Raw genomic sequence first — 21,864 nt, forward strand, 5'->3', positions numbered from 1 at the left:
CCGCGCACGGCCCCGATACCGTGGTCGCATGGGAGACAACGGCGCCGCGAGCGACACGGAGTTCCGTTACCGGGGCAACCGCCTGGGCATGCCCGAGAGCGGAACGGGTTCGGTTCCGGGGTTCGGGCGGCGTTTCGTCGGCGTGCTGCTCGACTGGCTGCTCAGCCTGGCAATCGCGCAGGCCATCACTGGCGGGCTGACCGGCCCCGACTCCTCGGCCACTTCGAGTTCCGCGCTGCTGATCTTCGCGGCGCTGAACATCGTACTGCTCATCCTGATCGGCACGACCGTGGGCAAACGGATCGCGGGAATCGGAGTCGCCATGACGGGAGAACGCGCCCTGCCGTGGCCGATCGCCATGGTCGTGCGCACGGTCCTGCTCTGCCTGGTCATCCCGGCGCTCATCCACGACCGCGACCAGCGCGGCCTGCACGATCGGGCCGCGGGCACAGTCACCCGCCGGTACTGACCCGCCCCGAGGCGTCCCGGACCCGCGCGGGCCGTTCCCGCGCTTTCCCGGAGGGCTGGTCAGCTCCCCTTCTGCGGCTTGGGCCCCTTCGGCATCTTCGCGCCCTTGGGCATGGGGCCCTTGGGCATCTGCATGGAGGCGGGCAGTGCCTTGAGCCGGTACCTGAGCTCGGAGGTCTCTGCCTTGTTCAGGTTGCGCGGCAGCTTCGTGAGGCTCCGCTGCAGCTTGGAGATCTGGACCTGCCCCTCGCCGTTGCCGACCTGCAGGTCGTAGATCGGCGTGTTGTAGGCGACCCGCGCCACCCGTTTCTTCTCACTGGCGATCAGGCCGCGCAGCCGGTCCGGCGCCCCTTCGCCAACCAGGATCACTCCCGGACGGCCGACGACGCGGTGTACGACGTCCATCTGCCGGCTGCCGGTGACCCCTGGTTCGACGGTCCAGTTGCCGCGCATGTTCTCCAGCACGGCCATGCCCCCGCCGAGCTGGCCTTCGAGCATCTTGTACTGGATCCGCTGCGCCGAGCGGGTGAAGACCACGAACCCGGCCAGGAACGCGATCGGAACGCCCATGGCGATCCAGTAGAGCAGGGTGCCGGTGAGGAGTCCCCCCAGTACGGCCAGAGCGAGCACGAGGAGCGCGACACCCACGGCGATCGGGATGCTCTTCGGGCTCTGCTGGTGCACGACCTTGGCCACCAAGCCGATCTGCTTGATCCTGCCGGGTGCCTTCTTCTCGCCGCCCGCGCCCTTGGCGTCAGCGGCGGGGGCGTTCTTGGTGTCCTTGGGCTGCTTGGCCATATTCCCAAGGATACGAGTCCCCGGTTGGGAAACGTGAAACGGCGGCCGGGGGCCGCCGTTTCAGCTTGATCACGTTGTGGGCTACTCGGGCGCCCGGCACGTGTGGGACAACGAGTAATCCGGTCAGTCCGGCGGGGTGACGGTGAGTTTCACCGACCCATTGCCACCGGCGCCGTCCTCAGCCGCGTCCGGGTCGGAGTTCTCGATCTCCTCGAAGGCCACGGTGTAGTCGTTGTCCAGGGTGACGGTGTCACCCGCCGTGCCGGTGACCTCTTCGGGGGAGTCCTCGTCGATGCCGGGGCCACCGCCGATGGAGAGGGTGGCCTCGCCGTCGCTTGTGGAGACCACGCCGATGCGCAGGCCGTTGACGGTGCTTTGTTGGGTCTGGATGATGAGCGCGGTCTCACCGTCGGGATCGGGTTCGGGCGAGGGGTCGTAGGTGGGGGTGTCGGTGCCCGCGGACTCCATGGCGGAGGTGTCGGTGGGTTCGTCCTGGTTACCGCATGCGGAGACGAGCAGGACGGCGCAGAGCAGTGCGGCGTGCCATGGGCGCGCTGTGGGGTTGGTGGCCATTGGTGGGTTCTCTTCCGTGTCGCTCCCTAGCTGATCGGGGCGGCGTCGACCTGCCTGGTGTTCGCGTTGAGCTCTTCGATGCTGATCGTCTCGTGATCGCCCGCGCCGCCCCAGGGGTTGTACAGCTCGACCTGGCCGTCCTCGACGCTCTCCACAATGTAGAAGTGGTTGTTGACCAGGTCCTCGTGCTTGTTGTCCTTGTCCTCTCCGAGGGTGAAGAGCGTGACCGCGTGCGGGTCGTCACCGGTGAGCCAGTCGTTGAGCTGGCCTTCGGTGACGTCGCCTGCGGGGACCTCCTCGACGTCGTTTCCGGTGACCAACTCCATGGAGTCGCTGGCGAGGCCCCACTCGGTCTCACCGTAGCCGCCTTCGCGCTCGGCGTGCGCCTTTTCCAGGATGGCGGGCCACATGACCGCGTCGCTGCCCGGGTCGGAGAACTCGGCGTTACCGGAGGAGTCGACGACGATGTCCGGGGTGACGACGACCTCTTCTCCGTCGGCGAAGGTGACGGTGTAGGTGCCGTTGTCATTCTCGGAGATCATGTCCTTGATCATCTCGGGGTTCTGGTCGGCGACCGCTCCGATGCCCGCGAGCCACCAGCAGTTGTTCAGGCTGCCCTGGTCGATGTCGTCGGAGCTGATCTCCCCGTTGTCGCCGTAGAGCTGACCATCCTCGACCTCGGCGTAGTCGAGATCGTGGTCGATGTCGTCGTCCTGCTTGGCTTCCTTGGCGCCGTCGGTGTCGTCGAAGTCGGGGCCGACCAGGTCGGGGTCGATGTTCTGGATACGGCGCAGTGTGTCGAGGTCGGCGTTGCGCAGCGTGAGGTCACGGACACTGTCGTCGGAGAGGAGCTCCTCGATCTCGTCCTCGGACAGGCTCCAGAACAGTGCGTTCAGCTCGGCGGCTGACATGTCCGCCATGACATCCTCGGGGTCGGAGGAGAGCAGGTTGGTGAACCAGTTGCCGTTGAGATGGTCGCGGATATCCGCGATGTCGTCCTCGACGGCCTCCAGCTCCTCGTCGCTGGGGCGGTCCGGGTCGTTCTCGTCGCCGCCCGGTGTCGACGCCCCGTCATCCGAGTCGTCGGAGTTACCTCCACCCGTGGTGGACGAGGGGTTCCCGGATGGCTCCCGGTCCTCGCAGCCGTCCGGTAACGCCTTGCAGATGGCGTCCTCGAGGTAGTTCCTGACCGTGGTGCCGACCCCGCTGGCGAGCACTACGGAGGCGACAGCGGCGACCAGCAGGATGGCGGCGGCATACTCCGCGAAACCAGCGCCCCGGTCATGGAAGCGACGTTGGGAGAGGGCGCGTGGCACCGTATGTCGGGACGCGGGGGCGTCGTGGCTTGGTGCTACGTAAGGCGTCATCTGTGCCGCCCTGTCGGGGGATGGGGAACGACGGAGCGGATGCAGCGTACATGCTGGAGGCTCCAGTGACCCGTCCGAGCCCAAGCAACTTCACCCCGCGGCTCGCGCTACCGGGGCCACACCTCGGGGGTCGGTTGGGCCGGTGGCCGCGGGCTCGGTCATGGCGCGAATGGAAAACCGCGCGGGCACGCCCACAGGAGTCCGGTGGGACCGGGCCCGGTCCCACCGCGGCGCGGTAGGCGGCGGAACACGCAACAGGGCTCCCCGGCGGAATGGTGGCCGATTTCGGCCGTTCCGCCGGGGAGCCCCGTCCGGTCGGTGTGTGGGCGCCCGCCCGCACACCGACCGTTCACTCCTCGGTGCCGGCCCCGGCCGACTCCGCGGTGCGCTTCTCTACGGCCTGGTTGTACAGCCGGCCCGCCCGGTAGGAGGACCGCACCAGCGGGCCGGACATGACCCCGGCGAACCCGATCTCCTTGGCCTCCTCGTCGAGCTCGACGAACTCCTCGGGCTTGACCCAGCGGTCGACCGGGTGGTGCAGCTTGGACGGCCGCAGGTACTGGGTGATGGTCAGCAGGTCGCAACCGGCCTCGTGCAGGTCGCGCATGGTCTCGCTGATCTCGTGCCGTTCCTCGCCCATGCCGAGGATCAGGTTGGACTTGGTCACCAGGCCCTCCTCGCGCGCCCGGGTGATGACCTCCAGCGATCGCTCGTAGCGAAATCCCGGCCGGATGCGGCGGAAGACCCGCGGGACCGTCTCAACGTTGTGTGCCAGGACCTCCGGACGGGAGCCGAACACCTCGGCGAGCTGGTCGGGCTTGGCGTCGAAGTCCGGGATGAGCAGCTCGACCCCGGTCTGCTGGTTCAGGTGGTGGATCTGGCGCACGGTCTCGGCGTACAGCCATGCCCCGCCGTCCTCCAGGTCGTCGCGGGCGACGCCGGTGACCGTGGCGTAGCGCAGCTCCATCTTGCGCACCGACTCGGCGACCTTGAGCGGTTCGAGCTGGTCGAGCGGGCTGGGCTTACCGGTGGCGATCTGGCAGAAGTCGCACCGGCGGGTGCACTGGTCGCCGCCGATGAGGAAGGTCGCCTCGCGGTCCTCCCAGCATTCGTAGATGTTCGGGCACCCCGCCTCCTGGCACACGGTGTGCAGGCCCTCGCGCTGGACCAGGTTGCGCAGCTCGGTGTACTCCGGGCCCATGTGCGCCTTGATCTTGATCCAGGACGGCTTGCGCTCGATCGGCGTCTGGCTGTTGCGTTCCTCGACGCGCAGCATCCTGCGCCCCTCGGGAGCGACGGTCAACGCGGGCCCCTTTCTCTTCTCGTCCCCGCCTGGGGATTCCTCGTGCTCGGCTGCCGGTTAGCGGGTCACGCCCCGGCGAGCTCCGCGGCCTCGGGCTCGTCGACCTCGGGTACGGCGTCGGTGCGGCGGAAGCTGGTAGCGCCGAGCACGTCGGCCAGGTGCCGTTCGGTGAGCGGCACGACCTCGGCCACGGTGACGTCGCGCCCCAGCTCCAACGAGAGCGTGGTGACCCCGGCATCGGTGATCCCGCACGGCACGATCCGGTCAAACCAGGACACATCATTGTCGCAGTTCAGCGCGTACCCGTGCATACCTACCCCGCGGGCGATCCGGCAGCCGATGGCGGCGATCTTGCGCTCCGGCCGGCCGTTATCGGGGTCCGCGTCGAGCCACACACCGGTCCGCCCCTCGACGCGCTTACCGGTGAGCCCGAACTCCGCGATGGTGCGGATGACCGCGTCCTCCAGCAGGCGGACATAGCCGACGACGTCGACGGGGTCGGGAAGCCGCACGATCGGGTACACGGTGAGCTGGCCGGGACCGTGCCAGGTGAGCTTGCCTCCGCGGTCGATGTCGTAGACGGGGGCCCCCACGTCCGCCAACGGACGGTCCCACCGACCGGTGCGCTTTCCGGCGGTGTAGACCGGCTCGTGCTGCAGCAGCAGAACCGTGTCGGGAACCCGGCCGGCGACGCGGCCCTGGTGGAGCCGTTTCTGCAGGTCCCATCCCTGTTGGTAGGGGACGGGGGAGTCGCCCAGCCAAGTGAAGGAAAGCTCACTCATACATCCCACCTTACGCGTGCCCGGGCGGTTGGGCAGTGTTGCGTAGGGCACCACGCTGGTGCTCCGGCCCCCGGACTACAGCAGATCCCGCAGTGCCGCCTGGAGATCGGCGTGCTCGAAGGCGTACCCGGCCTTGCGCAGCCGGTCGGGGTGCGCGCGCTGGTCGATCAGGACACCCTCGTCGGCGAAGTCCGCGAGGACGGCCCGCAGCGCGAACCCCGGAACCGCCAACACCGCCGGGCGGCGCACCGTGCGCGCGACGGCCGCGGTGAACGCGGCGTTGCTCACCGGGTTAGGCGCGCACAGGTTGAACGGACCTTCGAGATCGGGATGGTCCAGCAGGAAGCGGATGGCACCGACCTCGTCGGGCAGCGAGATCCAGCTCATGTACTGGCGCCCGGATCCCAGCCTGGCGCCGAGCCCCAGCCGGAACATCGGGAGCGAGAAGCCCAGCAACCCGCCCGAGCGCGCCAGCACGTTCGCGCTGCGCAGGTACGCCACCGAGATCCCGGCATCCCGGGCGGGGGCGGCCGCCTCCTCCCACGCGGTGACGAGGTCGGCAAGGAAGCCCGATCCCGCCGGTGCCTGCTCGTCAGCGGGTCCGGGGCCGGTGGCGCCGTAGAATCCGACGGCCGAGCCCGAGAGCAGGCGCGGCGGCGGCGTGTCCATGGCCGCGAGGGCGGTGGCAAGGGTGCGCGTCCCCCGGACGCGGCTGTCCCAGATCCGGCGTTTGCGGGTCGCTGTCCACCGTGCCGGCCCCACGGGTTCGCCGGCGAGGTGCACCACGGCGTCCACCCCGCTGAGCCGCTCGGTGTCGACGTAGCCCTTGTCGGGATCCCACTGGACCTCGGCCATGTCCCGAGCCGGACGCCGTACGAAACGTAGTACGTCCTGACCATCGGCCGTGAGCGAGCGGCTCAGCTCCGTCCCGACCAGTCCGGACGCCCCTGTGATCGCGATTGACATGTCCGCCACCTATCCATCGGCACCACAATGATGCCTGCCCACCGGAACGCCGTGGAAATAGTCGGCCCTACTTGTCCGGAACGCCTGCGCCGCGGGGCCCCGGCAGTCGATTATGGAATTGGGACACGGGATCCCCCGGCCCGTCCGGGGATACCGGCGGTGGCGCGCGTGGGCGCCACCGTTCGCACCGAACCTGGTGAAGGGGTTCACCAGGGGAAGGTGACTGGTGGGGTGATGAGGTGGGGCGGTCCCCGCGAATCGGGGGCCGCCCCACCCGGCTGCCGGCTCGGCGGTCAGGCCAGGCCCAGCTCCCCTTCGAACGCCCCTTCCTCCAGGCGCTCGCGGATGCTGCGCAGGAACGCCGACGCGTCGGAGCTGTCGATGAGGCGGTGGTCGTAGCTCAGCGCCAGGTGCACCATCGAGCGCACCGCGATAACCTCACCGAGGTTCGGGTCGTCCACGACGACCGGCCGCTTCACGACGGAGCCGGTGTCCAGGATTCCCACCTGCGGCTGGATCATGATCGGGGTCTCGAACAGCGCTCCGGAGGCGCCGGTGTTGTTCAGGGTGAACGTTCCGCCGCTCAGCTCGTCCGGAGTGAGCTGGCCGCTGTGCGCCCGGCTGGTCACGTCGGCGATCTTGCGCGCCAGGCCGCCGAGGTTGAGGTCGCCGGCGTCCTTGATGACGGGGGCCAGCAGCCCGCCGTCGGTGTCGACGCAGACACCGAGGTTCTCGACGTTGTGGTACGTGACCTCGTACTTGGAGCTGTCGATGACCGCGTTGAGCTTCGGGTGCGTCTTCAGCGCCTCGACCGTTGCCACCGCGAAGAACGGGAAGAAGCCGAGCTCCACCCCTTCGCGGGTCCGGAACTGCTCGCCGACCCGTTCCCGCAGCCGGGCGATGTTGGTGACGTCGACCTCGATCACCTGGGTGAGCTCGGCGGAGATGCGCAGCGACTCTGCCATCTGCTCGGCGATGGAGCGCCGCAGCGGCGACATCTGCTCGGTGCGGCCCCGCAGCGTGGTGTCGGGGACGACCTTGCGCGCGGGCTCGGTGGGAGCGGCGGCGCCGGCCGGCGCCGCCGGCTCGGCCGCGGCGCGCTCCCGCCGCTCGCGCTGCTCGTTCGCGGCCTGCTGGACGTCCTGCTTGCGGATACGCCCGCCGACACCCGTACCGCGCACAGTGCTGAGGTCGACGCCCTCGTCGGCGGCGAGCTTGCGCACCAGTGGCGTGACGTAGGCCTCGGTGACGGCATCGGTTCCGGACTGCTGGCCGGTGCCGCTGAGCGTCTCGATATCGATCGGCGGGGCAGTGTCAACGTCGGTTTTGGTCTCGGACGGCTGCTCGGCCGAGGGAGCCTCGGCGCGCGCCGCGGGCGCCTCGGCCGTCTCCGCTGGCGGAGCCGAGGACGCCGGAGCGGGACTCGGCTCGGGCTCGGGTTCGGGCTCCGGTTCCGGTGCGGCGGGCTCAGGGGCCGCCGGGGCCTCCTCGGCCGCGGGCGCCGCCTGCTCAGCCGGAGCCTCGTCGGCCGATCCGATGACGGCGATCTCGGCGCCGATCTCAACGGTCTCGTCCTCGGCGACGAGGATCCGGGTCAGCACTCCCGAGACGGGAGAGGGGATCTCGGTGTCGACCTTGTCGGTCGAGACTTCCAGGAGGGGCTCGTCGACCGTGACGGACTCGCCCTCCTTCTTCATCCATTGGGTGACGGTGCCCTCGGTGACGCTCTCGCCCAGCTCGGGCATGGTAACGGAAGTCGGCATGGGGTCCTCTTGGTTCTACGTGCGGAACGCGACGGGAGACAACGGGCGGGCGCCCGGGCCCGCCCGGCACAACGTCAGTCGTGGACGTGCAGCGGCTTGCCCGCCAGGGCCAGGTGCGCCTCGCCCAGCGCTTCGGACTGGGTCGGGTGCGCGTGGATGAGCTGCGCCACCTCCGAGGGCAGCGCCTCCCAGTTGTAGATGAGCTGCCCCTCGGTGACGAGCTCGCCCGCCCGGCTGCCCACGATGTGCACGCCCAGCACGGGCCCGTCCTTCTCGGCGACGAGCTTCACCGCTCCCTGCGTCTGCAGGATGCGGCTCTTGCCGTTGCCCGCCAGGTTGTAAGTGATCTCCTCGACCTCGTACCCCCGCTCCCGGGCCGTTTGGGATGTGATGCCGACCGAGGCCACCTCGGGCTCGCAGTAGGTGACCCGGGGGACACCGTCGTAGTCGATGGCCGGCGGGTTGAGCCCGGCGATCTGCTCGGCCACGAAAATGCCCTCCGCGAACCCGGCGTGCGCGAGCTGCAGGGTCTCGATGAGGTCGCCAACCGCGTAGATGTTGCCCACACCGGTGTGCAGGTTCTCGTCGACCTGGACGAAGCCGCGGTCGAGGGAGACCCCGGCCTCCTGGTAACCCAGGCCGTCCGACACCGGGCCGCGCCCGATCGCGACCAGCAGCACCTCGGCGTTGATCGTCTTGCCGCCCTTGAGCGTGATCTCCACGCCCGAGTCCGTGACCTTGTGGCTCTCGTAGGGGGTGCTCAGCTCGGAGGAGATACCCCGCTTCTTGAACGCCCGCGTGAGCAGCTTGGAGCTGGCCTCGTCCTCCAACGGAAGGAGCTGCGGGAGAGCCTCGACGATGGTGACCTCGGAGCCGTACGAGCGGTACACGCTGGCGAACTCGACGCCGATGACCCCGCCGCCCAGCACCACCACGGACTCGGGTACCCGGTCCATTGTGAGCGCCTCGTTGCTGGTGATGACCTTCTGGCCGTCAATGTCCAGCCCGAGGGTCTTCGGCTGGGACCCCGTCGCCAGCAGGATGTTGCGGCCCTTGTAGACGGTGTCGCCGACAGTGACCTCATCGGCGCCGGTGAGCCTGCCCTCGCCCGCGACAGTGGTGATCTGGCGCGACTTGACCAGTCCGGTGAGCCCCTTGTAGAGGCCGTCGACCACCTTGTCCTTGTACTTGTGCACCGCCGGGAGGTCGATGCCGTCGAAGGTCGCCTTGACCCCGACGGCCTCGCTCTCGCGGGTGGACTCGGCGATCTCCGCGGAGTGCAGCAGCGCCTTCGTGGGGATGCAGCCGTAGTGCAGGCAGGTGCCGCCCAGCTTGTCTTTCTCGATCAGCACGACGCTCATGCCGAGCTCGGCCGCGCGCAGCGCCGCCGAATAGCCGCCGCTACCGCCGCCGAGGACGACGAGGTCGAAGGTGCCGCCGCTCTCACTCACGGGAAGGACACTCCTTGCTGTGGATGGAAATGGCATTGCCGTTCGCGTCCGGGGCCGTGTCACGCCCGGGCGTCCACGGTTATTCAGTTCTCGGCTCGGGCTTCGGCGAGCCGGACCAGTGTCCGCGTCGCCGCGCCGGTTCCGCCCGTCGGGGTGTAGCCGAACTCCTGGCCCTGGTTGAAGGACGGACCCGCGATGTCGAGGTGCGCCCACACCATCTCGTCGGCGACGAACTCCTTGAGGAACAGCCCTGCGCTGAGCATGCCGCCCCAGCGCTCGCCGGGCACGTTGGCGATATCGGCGACGGTGGAGTCGAGCCCCTTGCGCAGGTCCTCGGGAAGCGGCATGGGCCACGACGCCTCACCGGCCGCGGTGGCCGCCGCGACGACCTCCTCGCGTGCGGCGTCGTCGTTGGCCATGACCCCGAAGACGCGGGTGCCCAGAGCGATGAGTTGGGCGCCCGTCAGGGTGGCGACGTCCACGATGAGCTCCGGGTCGTCCTCGTGCGCCCGCACGATGGCGTCGGCCATGACCAGACGGCCCTCGGCGTCGGTGTTCAGCACCTCGACGGTCTTGCCGCCGTACATGGTCAGGACGTCGGAGGGACGCTGCGCGGTGCCGCTCGGCATGTTCTCGGCGATCGCGAGATAGGCGACCACGTTGACCGTGGGCCGCAGTGCGGCGATGGCGCGCATGGCCGCGAGTACCGCCGCCGCCCCGCCCATGTCGGACTTCATCCAGTCCATGGACGAGGTGGGTTTCAGGGAGAGGCCACCGGTGTCGAAGGTGATCCCCTTGCCGACGAAAGCGAGGGTCCGCGTCGCATCGGGGTGGTCATAGGCGAGCCGCACCAACCGCGGCGGGTTTGCCGAGCCCTGGCCGACGCCGACAATGCCGCCGTAGCCGGCCTCGACGAGCGCCTCCTCGTCGAGCGTCTCGACCCGCAGCACATCGTGCTCGCGCGCGATCTCCTCGGCAACCCCCGCCAGGTCGGCGGGGACAAGGTCGGCGGGTGGCGTGTTCACCAGATCGCGCGCCAGGTTGACCGACATGGCGAGGGTCTCGGCGCGCTCGGCGGCGCGGGTCGCGCCCTCCGCGGAGCTGATGACCAGCAGGCGTTCGGCGGGGTTCTTGGCGGCGGCCTCGCCGGTCCGGTAGCGGTCGAACGAGTAGTCGCCGAGAAGCGCGCCGAGCGCGGCGGCCTCGACGTGCTCCGCGCTACTGGCCGGCAGCGCGAGCGCGACCCGGGCCTGGTCGCCGCGTGCGCGCAGGGCAGCGCCGGCCGCGCGGGACAGGGTGTCGGCGTCGACCGCTGCGCCGTCCTTGGGCGCGGCGCCCAGGCCCACCGCGATCACCAGCGGCGCCTTTACCGCCCCGAGCGAGGCCACTGTGTGGACCTCCTCGGCGGCTCCGGTCGCGCCCAGGACCGAGAGCGCCTGGGCAAGGCCGCCGGCGAAGGCGGCGTCGACATCGTGGGCGCCTGCGGCGGGCTCCGGGCCGCCGGTACCGGAGTGGTATCCGACGACCACCGCATCGGCGTCGAGCGAACTGGGGGATTCTGTAATGACTGACAGCGACGTGCTCACGAAGTCGATGCTAGTCCTTTTCGCGCCGCGGCGGGCACGCGGTATCCGCGCGCGCCGGCGCGGGCCCCGGCCGCGCGTGGAGAACTCCGGCCCCGGCACCTCCGCGCGCTGTTCCCGGTGCGGGCCCCACACGCGCCGCGTGCGCGGGTTCCCCGGTACGGCGCGCCTGGGGCCGCCCCACACGGCAGCCCGCTACGCGCGCGGTACTCCGCGCCCCCGGGGGCCCGGCCAGCGGCGTTCCCGGCGGTGTGCGGAAATGTGAGGAGGGCGACATGAGACAACGCGTCCGGCTCCGGTAGGCGCGAGCCGGAGAGGGCGCCCTGCGGGATACCGGGCCGGTCAACGGTGCACCGGCGTCCGCCTGTCAGACCGCCGCGGCCGCGACCACAAGCGCGCCCGCCGTCGCTGTCTCGGACAGCGCCCCCAGCACGTCGCCAGTGATCCCGCCGAGCCGGTGCACCGCGCGCCACAGCACCAGTCCCGCCAGTGCCAGGCCGGCACCCACGCCCAGGACGCATCCGGCCGCCAGAGCGGCCCCGTCGAGCAACCCACCCAGTGCCACGAGCAGCACACCAGCGGTGGCCACCGCCGCGGCCCGGTAGCGCACCGCACCGGCGACGGGCCCGCCCAGGCCGTCCGAACGGGCGGCGGGAATCCGCGGCGTGCAGGCCCAGGTGATGGCGAGGCGGCCGGTGCCGGCGGCGGTCAGCAGCCCCAGTGCGCCCGCGGTGGACGAGGCCGTGGCCAGTTCGCCCAGCGCCAGCACCTGGATGAGGACGGTCAGCACCAGGGTGACGACGCCGAACGGCCCGATGTCGGAGCGCCGCATGATCTCCAGCGCGCCACCCGCGGGACGCGCACTGCCCAGCCCGTCGGCGAGGTCGGCCAACCCGTCGAGGTGCAGCCCCCGGGTGAGCACCGCCAGCAGCCCCACGGCCAGCGCAGACGCCAGCAGTGGACCGAGGCCCAGTACCCCGGCGAGGCTGAGCGGCAGCGCCGCTGCCGCCCCCAGGCCGATCCCGACCAGGGGGGCCAGCGCCATGGCCCAACCGGCGACCGTGCGGTCGAATCGCCGCACCGATACCGGGACGATCGTCAGGGTGCCGCCCGCCATGCGCAGCCCGTCAACGGCGTCGCGCAGGGGTGTCCGGGACGCGCCGGTCACGGCAGCTCCACCACCCGGCCGGCCGTGGCCAGGACGACCTCCTCCGACTCGGCCGCCAGGAGCTGGTTCAACCGGCCCAACTGGTCGCGGAACAGGCCGCCGCTGGCGGTAGGGGGCACCACGCCCGAGCCCACCTCGTTGGTGACCGCGACGACGTGGGCCGACGTGTTCCGCCACACGTGCATGAGCTCGTCTACACGCGACGACAGCGCCTCCTCGGCGCCGGGCGACGGGGGGTCGTGCCACATCCCGCAGTGCTCCATCACGCCGGCGAGCCAGGTGCCGACACAGTCCAGGAGCACCGTTCCCGAGACCCGTTCGAGCGTGCCCGCGACGTCCAGGGTCTCGACCGTGTCCCACCACCACGGCCGGCGTTCCTGGTGCGCCTTGACGCGGCGGGCCCAGGAGTCGTCGGTACCGGGCGCCGGGCCGGTCGCCAGGTAGGTCACCTCGCACTCGCCGAGGAGCCGCAGCTCCGCCTCCGTCGACTTCCCGGACCGGGCACCGCCGGTGACCAGAACCCGGTGCGGGCCGCGGACGCGTCCCGGGGGCCAGGCCGCGGGCGGGCACAGCAGTTCCTGGCCGTCGGAGGGGCACGAGGCGCCCCAGAGGCGCGCCCGCCGCGCCAGCTCGTCAGGGGAGTGCAGACGGTGGTCGCCACCGACGGCGACAATGGCCGTGGTGCTGCTCGCGATCTCGGATCGGCGCAGCGCGCCGATGGTCCACGGTGCCTCCACCACGTCCACGATCGCGACGTCCACATGGTGCGGCGCGCCGCCGGAATCGCCGCTCCCGCTCCCGTTGCCGTCGCCGGGCGGGTCGGCCGGCGCGTCGGTGCGCGCATAGAGGAGCTGACCGCCACCGGGACCTTCAACGCGGGTGCCGTACGCGGTATCGGTAACCCGGTACCCGCGCGGAGGTGGCGTGGCGGTTCCCGAACCGGGCTCGCGGAGCGTGAGTGTGTCGTCAACGGTCACGCGCAGCGGTAGCCGCCGGTTCCGCGTGGCGCGGTTGCATGAGGCACATCGGCAGTTTGGGGCCGGCCAGCCGGCCGGGCCGGCCGTCCCGGAGAGTCTGAGTCGCACGTGTGCCAGTTAACTTGACATCGTCCCAACGACCAAAGCCGGGAGAGCCCGACAGGCCGAATCGCCCGGCTGGATCGGTGGTGGCGTTCCGCGGCTTTTTCGCCCCGTCCACCCGCGCGGGCCCGTGCGGGCCGATCAGCGGCCGCGATGCCGATACCCTCGGCACGTCCGATCGTTGAGCGGGAGAAGGGGAGCCCTATGGCGTGGAGTTGGCGGTACGAGACGGCCGAAGGGCGGGTGCTGGACGACGAGGCCCTTCCCGGCGAGCTGTTCTCCTCGCGCGGCGACGCGGAGAGCTGGCTCGGGGAGAGCTGGCGCGACCTCGTCGAAGCCGGAGCCGACCAGGTCACCCTGCTGGAGGACGATCGGGTTGTCTACACCATGAGCTTGCACGAGGACGACTAGTTTCCCGGTGATCTTGAGGATTCCGTTCCTGTATAGCGCTGCGAAGGAACGGAATCCTCAAGATCAGCACACCCCTGGGTCAGGGGCGTTCCGGCGGGCTCACCGTCAGCGAGGGGTCGCGCAGGATGCTGTCGCCGAGGAGGTCGTCGATCCGGCGCAGCAGGTCGTCCTCCAGCGTCACCCCGGCCGCGCCAACGTTGTCGCGCACCTGCTCGGGACGGGTGGCCCCAATGATCGCCGAGGAGACGTTGGGGTTCTGCAGCACCCACGCCACGGCGAGCTGGGCCGGGCTCAGTCCCGCTTCGGCCGCCAGCGGGGCCAGCCCTTGTACCCGCTCCAGCAACCGCTCGTCCTGCACCATCCTGCCGATGAACCGGCTGCCGCTCTCGTCGGTCGCGCGCGACCCTTCCGGCGGCGCCTGGCCCGGCTTGTACTTGCCGGTGAGAACGTCCTGCGCGATGGGTGACCACACGATCTGGCCGATGCCCTCGCGCTCGCACACCGGCACGACCTCGGACTCGATCACCCGCCACAGCATGTTGTACTGCGGCTGGTTGGACACGATCCGGTCCAGGCCCAGCACGCCGGCGTGGTGCAGCGCCAGCTCGATCTCGTCGGCGCGCCACTCGGAGACACCGATGTAGCAGACCTTGCCCTGCCGGACGAGGTCGTCGAACGCGCGCAGCGTCTCCTCAAGGGGAGTGTGGTGGTCGAACCGGTGGGCCTGGTAGACGTCCAGGTACTCGGTACCCAGCCGGCGCAGCGTGTCCTCGACACCGCTGCACGATGTGCTTGCGCGAGAGCCCGCGGTCGTTCCTGCTCGGGCCCATCGGCCAGTAGACCTTGGACAGGATCTCCAGTCCGTCGCGGCGCTCGCCCTTGAGCGCCTTGCCGAGGACCTCCTCGGCGCGGCCGCGGGCGTAGACGTCGGCGGTGTCGAAAGTCGTGATGCCCTCGTCCAGTGCCGCGCGCACGCACGCCACGGCCGCGTCCTCCTCGACCTGGGAGCCGTGGGTGATCCAGTCGCCGTACGAGATCTCGCTGACGACGAGCCCGCTGTTGCCAAGATGACGAAACTCCATGATGGGCACCTTAACCCGCGGTGGCCGTTCCGCCTCCGGAGCGCGGCGCCGGTGCGGTCAGCCCTTCGCGGGGGTGATGGCCTCTCCCACGCGTACCCGCGGCTTCGGCAGCCGGAGCTTGCGGATCTGCAGCTGCCGCATGGCCGCGTAGAACCCGGCCCCGCGCACGTCCTCGCCGGGGAAGTACGTGCGGGCCTCGCGCTTGATCCGGTTGCCGACGTAGATGCCTTCGGCCACGATTCCCACCATCATCGCCGGCCACACCACGTAGGTGACGCCGAGCTGGATCGCGGGGGCGGGGACGAACAGCAGCACGATGACCACCAGCGAGAAGTACAGGAAGAACTCGCTGATACTGCGGCGGGAGTCGACGAAGTCGCGGGCGTAGGCGCGTACCGGGCCCAGATCCTGGGGGCGGAAGTGCTGCTCCTCGCCTTTCTTGGCGCCGCTGCGCTGCGCTGTGCGGCGCGACTCCTGGGCGCGCCTCTCCCGGTACTGCCGGTAGGCCTCCCTGCGTGTCTGGGGGGCGTTGAGCGGGCGCCGCAGGCCCTTCTCTGATTCGGTGCGTTTGGGCGTGGGTTGCCCCTTCTTGGGGGTATATCCCTTAGATTGAGAAGTCTCAGAACTTGTAGAGCTGGTCACGGCAGACTCTTCGGATGCGGAAGCGGAACGACGTTGGAACACATCAGTCAGGGTAGCCGGTCCAGGCTTCATGGCGACCTCTCGTTATAGCGCGTAGGGTTAGGTAAAGCGCCCGCAGGGAACAGCCGATGTACGGACCGAGAAGGGGACGGCCACGCCGATGAGCGTGTTTCAGCGACTTTCCATGGTTTTCAAGTCCAAGGCAAGCAAGGCCCTGGACTCAGTCGAGGACCCTCGTGAAACTCTCGACTACTCGTATCAGAAGCAACTGGAACTGTTGCAGAAGGTCCGGCGCGGAGTGGCCGACGTCGCCACCTCGCGCAAGCGGGTCGAGCTGCAGATCCAGCAGTTGGAGCAACAGTCAGGGAAGCTGGAGACCCAGAGCCGTTCCGCCCTGGAGCAAGGCAGAGAGGATCTCGCTCGCGAGGCTCTCACGCGCCGCTCCGGACTGCAGTCCCAGGTCGACGGACTCAAGGAGCAGCACGAGCAGCTGCAGGGCGAGGAGCAGAAGCTGACTCTCGCGGCCCAGCGGTTGCAGGCCAAGGTCGACTCCTTCCGTACCCGCAAGGAGACCATCAAGGCCAACTACACCGCTGCCCAGGCCCAGACCCAAGTCAGCGAGGCGTTCTCGGGTATCTCCGAGGAGATGGGCGACGTCGGCATGGCCGTGCAGCGCGCCGAGGACAAGACGTCGGAGATGCAGGCGCGCGCTGGCGCGGTCGACGAGCTGCTCGAGTCCGGGGCTCTCGACGACGTCACCGGCAGTTCCAAGGACGACATCCAGTCCGAGCTCGACCGTATGGCCAGCACCGGCGGCGTCGAGCTGGAGCTGGAGAAGATGAAGCAGGAGCTGGGGCAGGGCGGCGGCAACGGCGCGTCGCAGATCGAGAGCGGCTCCGGCGACCAGGCCCAGTCCAACCGTCAGGGGGAGGGGTCATGATCGTCCGGATCATGGGTGAGGGCCAGTTGGACCTCAGCGAAGCCGACTTCGACCTCCTCCAGGAGTTCGACCGGACACTTGAGCAGGCGATCGAGTCGGACAATGAGGAGACGTTCCGGCGGGTGCTGGGGGAGCTCCTGGCGAGGGTTCGTGCGGACGGAAAGCCGGTATCGCCCGATTCTCTCGAACCGTCCCAGCTCATCCTGCCGCACGAGGACGCCAGTATGGCCGAGGTCCGTGCCATGCTCGGCGACGAAGGGCTGATTCCCGACCTCGCCTGATTCCCACTGGTGTGGGCGCTACGTTCGCACGGCCGCCATGACGCGTTCATGGCGGCCGTCTTCGGTTGTGCCGGGGGTAAGAGCGTGGTAAGCGCCTCAGGTGCGCCGCTGAATGACTGATAACCAGGCCTAACTACACTGCGAGGTATCAGCCTCTGCTGGTCCCGCGGGACAGTTGCGAGGTAATCCGTCGAAAGGCGTGGCGTTGTGGCAGGTTCGAAGTTCATTCCCGACCGCGGGCTGACCGCCCGCATGTTGCTGACGATGTCCCTGCTGGGCATCGTCTACGTGGCGTTCATCATCGCCCTGATCCTCGTTGGCATGCCGTGGTGGCTGGTCGCGCTTGTTGTGATCGGGGTCGGGCTGTTCCAGTACTTCACCTCGGACAAGGTCGCGATGTTCTCCATGGGAGCGCGCGAGGTAAGCCCTGAGCAGGCGCCGCAGCTCCACGCTGTCGTCGACCGGCTGTGCGCCATGGCGGACATGCCCAAGCCGAAGGTGGCCATCGCTGACAGCGACGTCCCCAACGCCTTCGCCACGGGGCACAACCAGAAGAACGCCGTGGTCTGCACCACGACCGGGCTCCTGCGCCGGCTGGAGAACCAGGAGCTTGAGGCGGTGCTCGCGCACGAACTCTCCCATGTCGCCCACCGCGACGTCATGGTGATGACGATCGCGGGTTTCCTGGGCATCATCGCGGGTTTCCTCACCCAGGTGGGGCTGCGGTTCATGATGTTCGGCGGCGGGCGGAGCAACAACGGTGGTCCGGCGCCGGCGCTGATCGCACTGGGAGTTGTGGTGGTCAGCGTCATCGTGTGGGTGCTGAGCTTTGTGCTCACCCGGATTCTCTCCCGCTACCGGGAGCTCTCGGCGGACCGCGCGGCGGCGTACCTCACAGGCCAGCCGTCGACGCTCGGCAGCGCGCTCACCAAGATCACCGGGGAGATGGGCCGCATCCCCAGCCGGGACCTGCGCCAGGCGGAGCCGTTCAACGCGTTCTTCTTCACCCCGGCGTTCTCCAAGAAGCAGGGGTTCAGCCTGAGCCAGATGTTTGCCACGCACCCGCCGATCGAGCAGCGCCTGGAGCAGCTTGCCGGGATCTCCCGCCAACTGGGCCAGGGGACGTAGGCTCAGAGCAGTAGCGACCGCCGAAGCCAACAGCGAAAGAGGGGTGCCGTGAGCTTCTTCCGGGCCTTGCTGGGCCGCTCCAAGCCGGCCAAGCCCGACCTCGACCAGCTCTTCGGGTTGCCGTCCGCGGCGATCACGCTGCAGGCGACGGCCGGGTTCCGCCCCACGGGCACCGGCTCCGTGGCGTTCCGCCCCGCCGAAGGGCAGGCGTTCGCGAGCCTGGAGCAGGACATCACGGCACTGCTGAACGCCGACAACGGGCCCGAGGTGGAGCCCACGCGCGACGAGTACGGGTACACGTGGCTGGTCCTGCGCAGCCCTTCCGCGGACGCCGCCGATATCAGCGGCCTCGTGACCGAAATCCACGCGGCCAACACCTCGCTGGAGCACGCCGGGTTCGGCCCGTCGCTGCTGTGCTCGCTGGTCACGTTCGCCGACGAGGACGGCGGGCGGCGGTTCGCGCTTGTCTACCTGTACAAGCGCGGCACCTTCTACCCCTTCGCCCCGATCGGGGGCAAGCGCCGGGACAACGCGCTGGAGCTGCAGATCGAAGCGGCGATCGCCAACGACCTCCCCGTGGAGAAGGACAAGTCGCGCTGGTTCCCCGTCTACGGCGCACCCGGCATCTGAAGGGCTGAGCCGGCGCGGTGGTCGACACGGCCAGAGCGCGACTGCACGGTTGGATTCCGCGATACGGGAGCCAATTATCGCTTAGCGGATGAATTTCGGGTTGAGGTCTGGTCTGCCGGCGGTGCCGCCGGGCACACTGGTGGGGTGCGCATAGTCATTGCTCCGGACAAGTTCGCCGGCACCCTCAGCGCGATCGAGGCCGCACAGGCGGTCGCCGAAGGCTGGCAGCGGGTCCACCCAGAGACCGAGACCGAGCTCGTCCCCCTCTCCGACGGCGGCCCCGGCTTCGTGGCGGTACTGCATACCGCGCTTGGCGGGAAGGTCGTCAGCCGCGAGGTCAGCGGCCCCTTGGGTACGCCGGTGCGGGCCGACTACCTACTGGACGGCGAGACCGCCTACATCGAGAGCGCCCAGGCGTGCGGCCTGCATCTGCTCAGTGCGTCCGAGCGCGCGCCCACGCGCACGACCAGCCGCGGGGTGGGGGAGCTGATCGCCCACGCCGTCACCGACGGCGCCCGCACGGTCGTCGTCGGCCTCGGCGGCAGCGCCACCAACGACGGCGGCGCCGGGATGCTCGCCGCGCTGGGCGCGGAACCTGGCAGTGCCCTGGCCGCGGGCGGGGCGGCGCTGGCGTCGCTGCCCGGCGCGGTCGACCTTGAGCCCGCCCGCCGTGCCACCGCCGGCGCGCGCCTGATCGCGGCCACCGACGTCGACAACCCGCTGCTGGGGCTGCACGGCGCGAGTGCCGTTTTCGGCCCGCAGAAGGGCGCGGACGACGACCAGGTGCAGCGCCTCGACGCGGCCCTCGCCGCGTTCGCCGAAGCGAGTGACCCGTCCGGCACCTTGCGCGAGAGCCCGGGAGCGGGTGCCGCCGGCGGACTGGGATACGGACTGCTGCTGCTGGGTGGTGCCGTGGAGTCGGGAGTGGCGCGGGTGCTGACCGCGGTGGACCTCGCGGCCAGAGTGGCGTCGGCGGACCTCGTCATCACGGGTGAGGGCTCGTTCGACTCCCAGTCGCTGCGCGGCAAGCTCCCGCACGGTGTCGCCCGGACCGCCGCCGAGCACGGCGTGCCGTGCGTGGTGACCGCCGGAGCGGTCTCAGTGGGGCGGCGCGAGGCCGCGGCCGCGGGGATCACCGAGACCTGCTCCCTGGTGGAGTCGGCGGGCTCCACTGAGGCCGCGCTCGCCAGGCCGACCGCGGAGCTGCGCGACCTAGCCGCGAGTGTGGCCCGGCGATGGGGGCACTGACCTGTTTTCTGGGCTCGCTGCCGCTCGCCGGGTCGGGCGCCCCGGAAGCCGGGAACCTTCGGGCACCTCCGGTGTGGCGCCCCGGTCGGCTCCGCCAGTCGCGGACGCCCCACCTGCGGGCCCTCCAGAACCCCGGCGGCGCCCGCCTGTTTTTTGGGCTCGCTGGCGCTCGCCGGGTCGGGCGCCCCGGAAGCCGGGAACCTTCGGGCACCTCCGGTGTGGCGCCCCGGTCGGCTCCGCCACTCGCGGACGCCCCACCTGCGGGCCCTCCAGAACCCCGGCGGCGCCCGCCTGTTTTTTGGGCTCGCTGGCGCTCGCCGGGTCGGGCGCCCCGGAAGCCGGGAACCTTCGGGCACCTCCGGTGTGGCGCCCCGGTCGGCTCCGCCACTCGCGGACGCCCCACCTCCGGACCCTCCAGAACCCCGGCGGCGCCCGACCGGGCCCACGGCACATTCGGGCGAGAGCACTACCGGCGATGGCAACAATGGACTGGACGACCTAGTGTGGATGACAGCAGCACAGCGCGTCCCGCCACTGGAGGAATGAAGGGCCGGACTTCGGTGTTGGCAAACTATCGGGTCGCAGTGGCGGCCGGCACCCCGTTTTGGAGGATCTAGCACATGACGGTTCAGAGCGAGGCACCCACGCAGGGGGTCACCCTGACTGACGAGGCATCGAGCAAGGTCAAGCACCTCCTTGAGCAAGAGGGACGGGATGACCTTCGGCTCCGTGTCGCCGTGCAACCGGGTGGGTGCTCGGGGCTGCGGTACCAGCTTTTCTTCGACGAGCGCGAGCTTGACGGCGACGTCGTGGCCGACTTCGGTGGTGTGGAAGTTGTCACTGACCGGATGAGTGCCCCCTACCTCGTCGGCGCCACGATCGACTTCGTCGACACGATCGAGAAGCAGGGGTTCACCATCGACAACCCCAACGCGACCGGTTCCTGCGCCTGCGGGGACTCCTTCAACTAGGTCTCCGGGATGCGCCGGTGTTCCGGCCTCCGCAACGACGTGGCAGACCCGCGCGGTTCCTACCGCGCGGGTCTTCTCTTTTCCTGCAGTTCAGGAGCGTTATTCGTGGTCACTGGGGGTGAAGGGGGAGGGGTGCCTTCCGATGGCCGACAGGCCGCTGGGTAGTCTTGAACCTCGTCTTTGAACTCGACCAAGGGAGCCCCCCGCAGTGCGCATCGCGGTTACCGGATCCATCGCTAGTGATCACCTGATGACCTTCGACGGACGGTTCGCAGAGCAGATCGTCGCGGACCAGCTTGAGCAGATCTCGTTGTCGTTCCTGGTCGACGAGCTAGACGTGCGGCGTGGTGGAGTCGCCCCGAACATCTGCTTCGCCTTGGGAAACCTTGGGCTGCGTTCGCTCCTCGTGGGCGCGGCCGGCGCCGATTTCGCCGAGTACCGGTCCTGGCTGGAGCGCCACAACGTGGACACCTCCACCGTGCACATCTCCGAGTTGAAGCACACCGCGCGGTTCGTGTGCACCACGGACCAGGACAAGAACCAGATCGCGTCGTTCTACCCCGGCGCCATGGCCGAGGCCCGCAACATCGAGCTCGGCCCGATCTCCGAGTCCAATGGCGGGCTCGACATCGTGCTGATCGGGGCGAACGACCCCGAGGCGATGCTGCGGCACAGCGAGGAGTGCCGTACGAAGGGGATTCCGTTCGCGGCCGACCCCTCGCAGCAACTCGCTCTCATGGACGGTGACTCCGTGCGCGAGCTGATCAACGGAGCCACCTACCTGTTCACCAACGAGTACGAGAAAGCCCTCTCGGAGCAGAAGACCGGCTGGAGCGAGGACGAGATCCTCAGCCGGGTCGGCACGCGCGTCACGACTCTCGGCGGCAAGGGTGTCCGCATCGACCGCGAGGGTGAGCCGTCGCTGCAGGTCCCGTCTGCCGCGGTTGAGACCAAGGCCGACCCCACCGGCAGTGGCGACGCCTTCCGCGGCGGGTTCCTCGCGGCCCTCTCGTGGGGGCTGTCGACCGAGCGCGCGGCCCAGGTCGGCAACGCGGTCGCTGTCCACTGCCTTGAGGTCGACGGGCCGCAGGAGTACGAACTGACCAAGGACAGCCTGCTGGCCCGGGTCTCCGTCTCGTATGGCGAGGACGCCGCCGAGGAGGTCCGGCCGCACCTGTAAGCCCCCGATCACGCGACCGTGGTTCCCCGCCGGCGCCCGCCGGCGGGGGC

21 protein-coding genes and 1 pseudogene are annotated in these 21,864 nt (G+C 69.8%); 9 read left to right on the top strand and 13 right to left on the bottom strand.

Features of this window, described 5'->3' with window-relative positions; genetic code table 11:
* Positions 1–28: 28 nt before the first annotated feature.
* The gene (locus F4561_RS07885) at positions 29–469 is read left to right on the top strand and encodes an RDD family protein (protein WP_184576205.1); all 441 of its coding nucleotides are present in this window, start codon (positions 29–31) and stop codon (positions 467–469) included.
* 59 nt (positions 470–528) lie between these two features.
* Here F4561_RS07885 and F4561_RS07890 read toward each other — a convergent pair whose 3' ends face one another.
* The 11 genes from F4561_RS07890 to F4561_RS07940 all read right to left on the bottom strand — a co-directional run bounded on the left by F4561_RS07890 (position 529) and on the right by F4561_RS07940 (position 13,199).
* Positions 529–1,266 carry a DUF4191 domain-containing protein gene (locus tag F4561_RS07890; protein WP_184576207.1) on the bottom strand — a complete coding sequence of 246 codons (738 nt, stop codon included), beginning with the start codon at positions 1,264–1,266 and terminating at the stop codon, positions 529–531.
* 123 nt (positions 1,267–1,389) lie between these two features.
* On the bottom strand, positions 1,390–1,839 hold the full coding sequence (locus F4561_RS07895) for a hypothetical protein (protein WP_184576209.1): 450 nt from the start codon (positions 1,837–1,839) through the stop codon (positions 1,390–1,392).
* A 26-nt stretch (positions 1,840–1,865) separates the two neighbouring features.
* Positions 1,866–3,155 carry a C2 family cysteine protease gene (locus F4561_RS07900; protein ID WP_184576211.1) on the bottom strand — a complete coding sequence of 430 codons (1,290 nt, stop codon included), beginning with the start codon at positions 3,153–3,155 and terminating at the stop codon, positions 1,866–1,868.
* A gap of 400 nt (positions 3,156–3,555) precedes the next feature.
* Positions 3,556–4,509: a lipoyl synthase gene (lipA, locus tag F4561_RS07905; protein WP_184576213.1), complete on the bottom strand. Its 954-nt coding sequence runs from the start codon at positions 4,507–4,509 to the stop codon at positions 3,556–3,558.
* A gap of 65 nt (positions 4,510–4,574) precedes the next feature.
* On the bottom strand, positions 4,575–5,291 hold the full coding sequence (gene lipB / locus F4561_RS07910) for a lipoyl(octanoyl) transferase LipB (RefSeq protein WP_184576215.1): 717 nt from the start codon (positions 5,289–5,291) through the stop codon (positions 4,575–4,577).
* A 75-nt stretch (positions 5,292–5,366) separates the two neighbouring features.
* Entirely contained in the window at positions 5,367–6,257 is an 891-nt protein-coding gene (locus F4561_RS07915) for a TIGR01777 family oxidoreductase (protein WP_184576217.1), read from the bottom strand.
* A 293-nt stretch (positions 6,258–6,550) separates the two neighbouring features.
* The gene (gene sucB / locus F4561_RS07920) at positions 6,551–8,020 is read right to left on the bottom strand and encodes a 2-oxoglutarate dehydrogenase, E2 component, dihydrolipoamide succinyltransferase (RefSeq protein WP_246437162.1); all 1,470 of its coding nucleotides are present in this window, start codon (positions 8,018–8,020) and stop codon (positions 6,551–6,553) included.
* A gap of 74 nt (positions 8,021–8,094) precedes the next feature.
* A complete protein-coding gene (gene lpdA / locus F4561_RS07925) occupies positions 8,095–9,471 on the bottom strand; it encodes a dihydrolipoyl dehydrogenase (RefSeq protein WP_184576219.1) in 1,377 nt (458 codons plus the stop codon).
* A gap of 83 nt (positions 9,472–9,554) precedes the next feature.
* Positions 9,555–11,057: a leucyl aminopeptidase gene (locus F4561_RS07930; protein ID WP_184576221.1), complete on the bottom strand. Its 1,503-nt coding sequence runs from the start codon at positions 11,055–11,057 to the stop codon at positions 9,555–9,557.
* Positions 11,058–11,421: 364 nt separating this feature from the next.
* Positions 11,422–12,171: an adenosylcobinamide-GDP ribazoletransferase gene (locus F4561_RS07935; protein ID WP_184583347.1), complete on the bottom strand. Its 750-nt coding sequence runs from the start codon at positions 12,169–12,171 to the stop codon at positions 11,422–11,424.
* Between the two features lie 47 nt (positions 12,172–12,218).
* Positions 12,219–13,199 (bottom strand): bifunctional adenosylcobinamide kinase/adenosylcobinamide-phosphate guanylyltransferase, encoded by a 981-nt coding sequence (locus F4561_RS07940; protein WP_184576223.1) that lies wholly within the window; start codon positions 13,197–13,199, stop codon positions 12,219–12,221.
* A gap of 306 nt (positions 13,200–13,505) precedes the next feature.
* On the opposite strand from F4561_RS07940, the gene F4561_RS07945 reads away from it, so the two are divergent.
* Positions 13,506–13,712, top strand: a complete 207-nt coding sequence (locus F4561_RS07945; RefSeq protein WP_184576225.1) for a hypothetical protein — start codon at positions 13,506–13,508, stop codon at positions 13,710–13,712.
* Positions 13,713–13,791: 79 nt separating this feature from the next.
* Here the strand turns inward: F4561_RS07945 and F4561_RS07950 are convergent.
* Both F4561_RS07950 and F4561_RS07955 read right to left on the bottom strand, forming a co-directional pair.
* A pseudogene (locus F4561_RS07950) lies at positions 13,792–14,794 on the bottom strand (aldo/keto reductase family protein).
* 57 nt (positions 14,795–14,851) lie between these two features.
* Positions 14,852–15,436 carry a DUF3043 domain-containing protein gene (locus F4561_RS07955; RefSeq protein ID WP_312885184.1) on the bottom strand — a complete coding sequence of 195 codons (585 nt, stop codon included), beginning with the start codon at positions 15,434–15,436 and terminating at the stop codon, positions 14,852–14,854.
* Positions 15,437–15,596: 160 nt separating this feature from the next.
* Here F4561_RS07955 and F4561_RS07960 point away from each other — a divergent pair, with 160 nt between their 5' ends.
* The 7 genes from F4561_RS07960 to F4561_RS07990 all read left to right on the top strand — a co-directional run bounded on the left by F4561_RS07960 (position 15,597) and on the right by F4561_RS07990 (position 21,814).
* Complete coding sequence (locus tag F4561_RS07960) at positions 15,597–16,376, top strand: PspA/IM30 family protein (RefSeq protein ID WP_184576229.1); 780 nt, start codon at positions 15,597–15,599, stop codon at positions 16,374–16,376.
* Positions 16,373–16,657 carry a PspA-associated protein PspAA gene (gene pspAA / locus F4561_RS07965; RefSeq protein WP_184576231.1) on the top strand — a complete coding sequence of 95 codons (285 nt, stop codon included), beginning with the start codon at positions 16,373–16,375 and terminating at the stop codon, positions 16,655–16,657. The genes F4561_RS07960 and pspAA overlap by 4 nt, the downstream gene beginning before the upstream one ends.
* A 207-nt stretch (positions 16,658–16,864) precedes the next feature.
* On the top strand, positions 16,865–17,785 hold the full coding sequence (htpX, locus tag F4561_RS07970) for a zinc metalloprotease HtpX (protein WP_184576233.1): 921 nt from the start codon (positions 16,865–16,867) through the stop codon (positions 17,783–17,785).
* Between the two features lie 48 nt (positions 17,786–17,833).
* A complete protein-coding gene (gene pspAB / locus F4561_RS07975) occupies positions 17,834–18,415 on the top strand; it encodes a PspA-associated protein PspAB (protein WP_184576235.1) in 582 nt (193 codons plus the stop codon).
* 144 nt (positions 18,416–18,559) lie between these two features.
* Positions 18,560–19,663: a glycerate kinase family protein gene (locus tag F4561_RS07980; RefSeq protein ID WP_184576237.1), complete on the top strand. Its 1,104-nt coding sequence runs from the start codon at positions 18,560–18,562 to the stop codon at positions 19,661–19,663.
* Between the two features lie 620 nt (positions 19,664–20,283).
* A complete protein-coding gene (locus F4561_RS07985; protein ID WP_184576239.1) occupies positions 20,284–20,634 on the top strand; it encodes a HesB/IscA family protein in 351 nt (116 codons plus the stop codon).
* Positions 20,635–20,842: 208 nt separating this feature from the next.
* Positions 20,843–21,814 carry a carbohydrate kinase family protein gene (locus F4561_RS07990; RefSeq protein WP_184576241.1) on the top strand — a complete coding sequence of 324 codons (972 nt, stop codon included), beginning with the start codon at positions 20,843–20,845 and terminating at the stop codon, positions 21,812–21,814.
* Positions 21,815–21,864 lie beyond the last annotated feature (50 nt).

This window comes from Lipingzhangella halophila, assembly GCF_014203805.1.
GTDB classification, from domain to species: domain Bacteria; phylum Actinomycetota; class Actinomycetes; order Streptosporangiales; family Streptosporangiaceae; genus Lipingzhangella; species Lipingzhangella halophila.

Excerpts from the sequence above, each read along its gene's own strand:
- F4561_RS07885 (WP_184576205.1), top strand. The coding sequence starts at position 29 with ATGGGAGACAACGGCGCCGCGAGCGACACGGAGTTCCGTTACCGGGGC.
- F4561_RS07890 (WP_184576207.1), bottom strand. The coding sequence starts at position 1,266 with ATGGCCAAGCAGCCCAAGGACACCAAGAACGCCCCCGCCGCTGACGCC.
- F4561_RS07895 (WP_184576209.1), bottom strand. The coding sequence starts at position 1,839 with ATGGCCACCAACCCCACAGCGCGCCCATGGCACGCCGCACTGCTCTGC.
- lipB (WP_184576215.1), bottom strand. The coding sequence starts at position 5,291 with ATGAGTGAGCTTTCCTTCACTTGGCTGGGCGACTCCCCCGTCCCCTAC.
- F4561_RS07915 (WP_184576217.1), bottom strand. The coding sequence starts at position 6,257 with ATGTCAATCGCGATCACAGGGGCGTCCGGACTGGTCGGGACGGAGCTG.
- sucB (WP_246437162.1), bottom strand. The coding sequence starts at position 8,020 with ATGCCGACTTCCGTTACCATGCCCGAGCTGGGCGAGAGCGTCACCGAG.
- F4561_RS07935 (WP_184583347.1), bottom strand. The coding sequence starts at position 12,171 with ATGGCGGGCGGCACCCTGACGATCGTCCCGGTATCGGTGCGGCGATTC.
- F4561_RS07945 (WP_184576225.1), top strand. The coding sequence starts at position 13,506 with ATGGCGTGGAGTTGGCGGTACGAGACGGCCGAAGGGCGGGTGCTGGAC.
- F4561_RS07960 (WP_184576229.1), top strand. The coding sequence starts at position 15,597 with ATGAGCGTGTTTCAGCGACTTTCCATGGTTTTCAAGTCCAAGGCAAGC.
- pspAA (WP_184576231.1), top strand. The coding sequence starts at position 16,373 with ATGATCGTCCGGATCATGGGTGAGGGCCAGTTGGACCTCAGCGAAGCC.
- F4561_RS07985 (WP_184576239.1), top strand. The coding sequence starts at position 20,284 with ATGACGGTTCAGAGCGAGGCACCCACGCAGGGGGTCACCCTGACTGAC.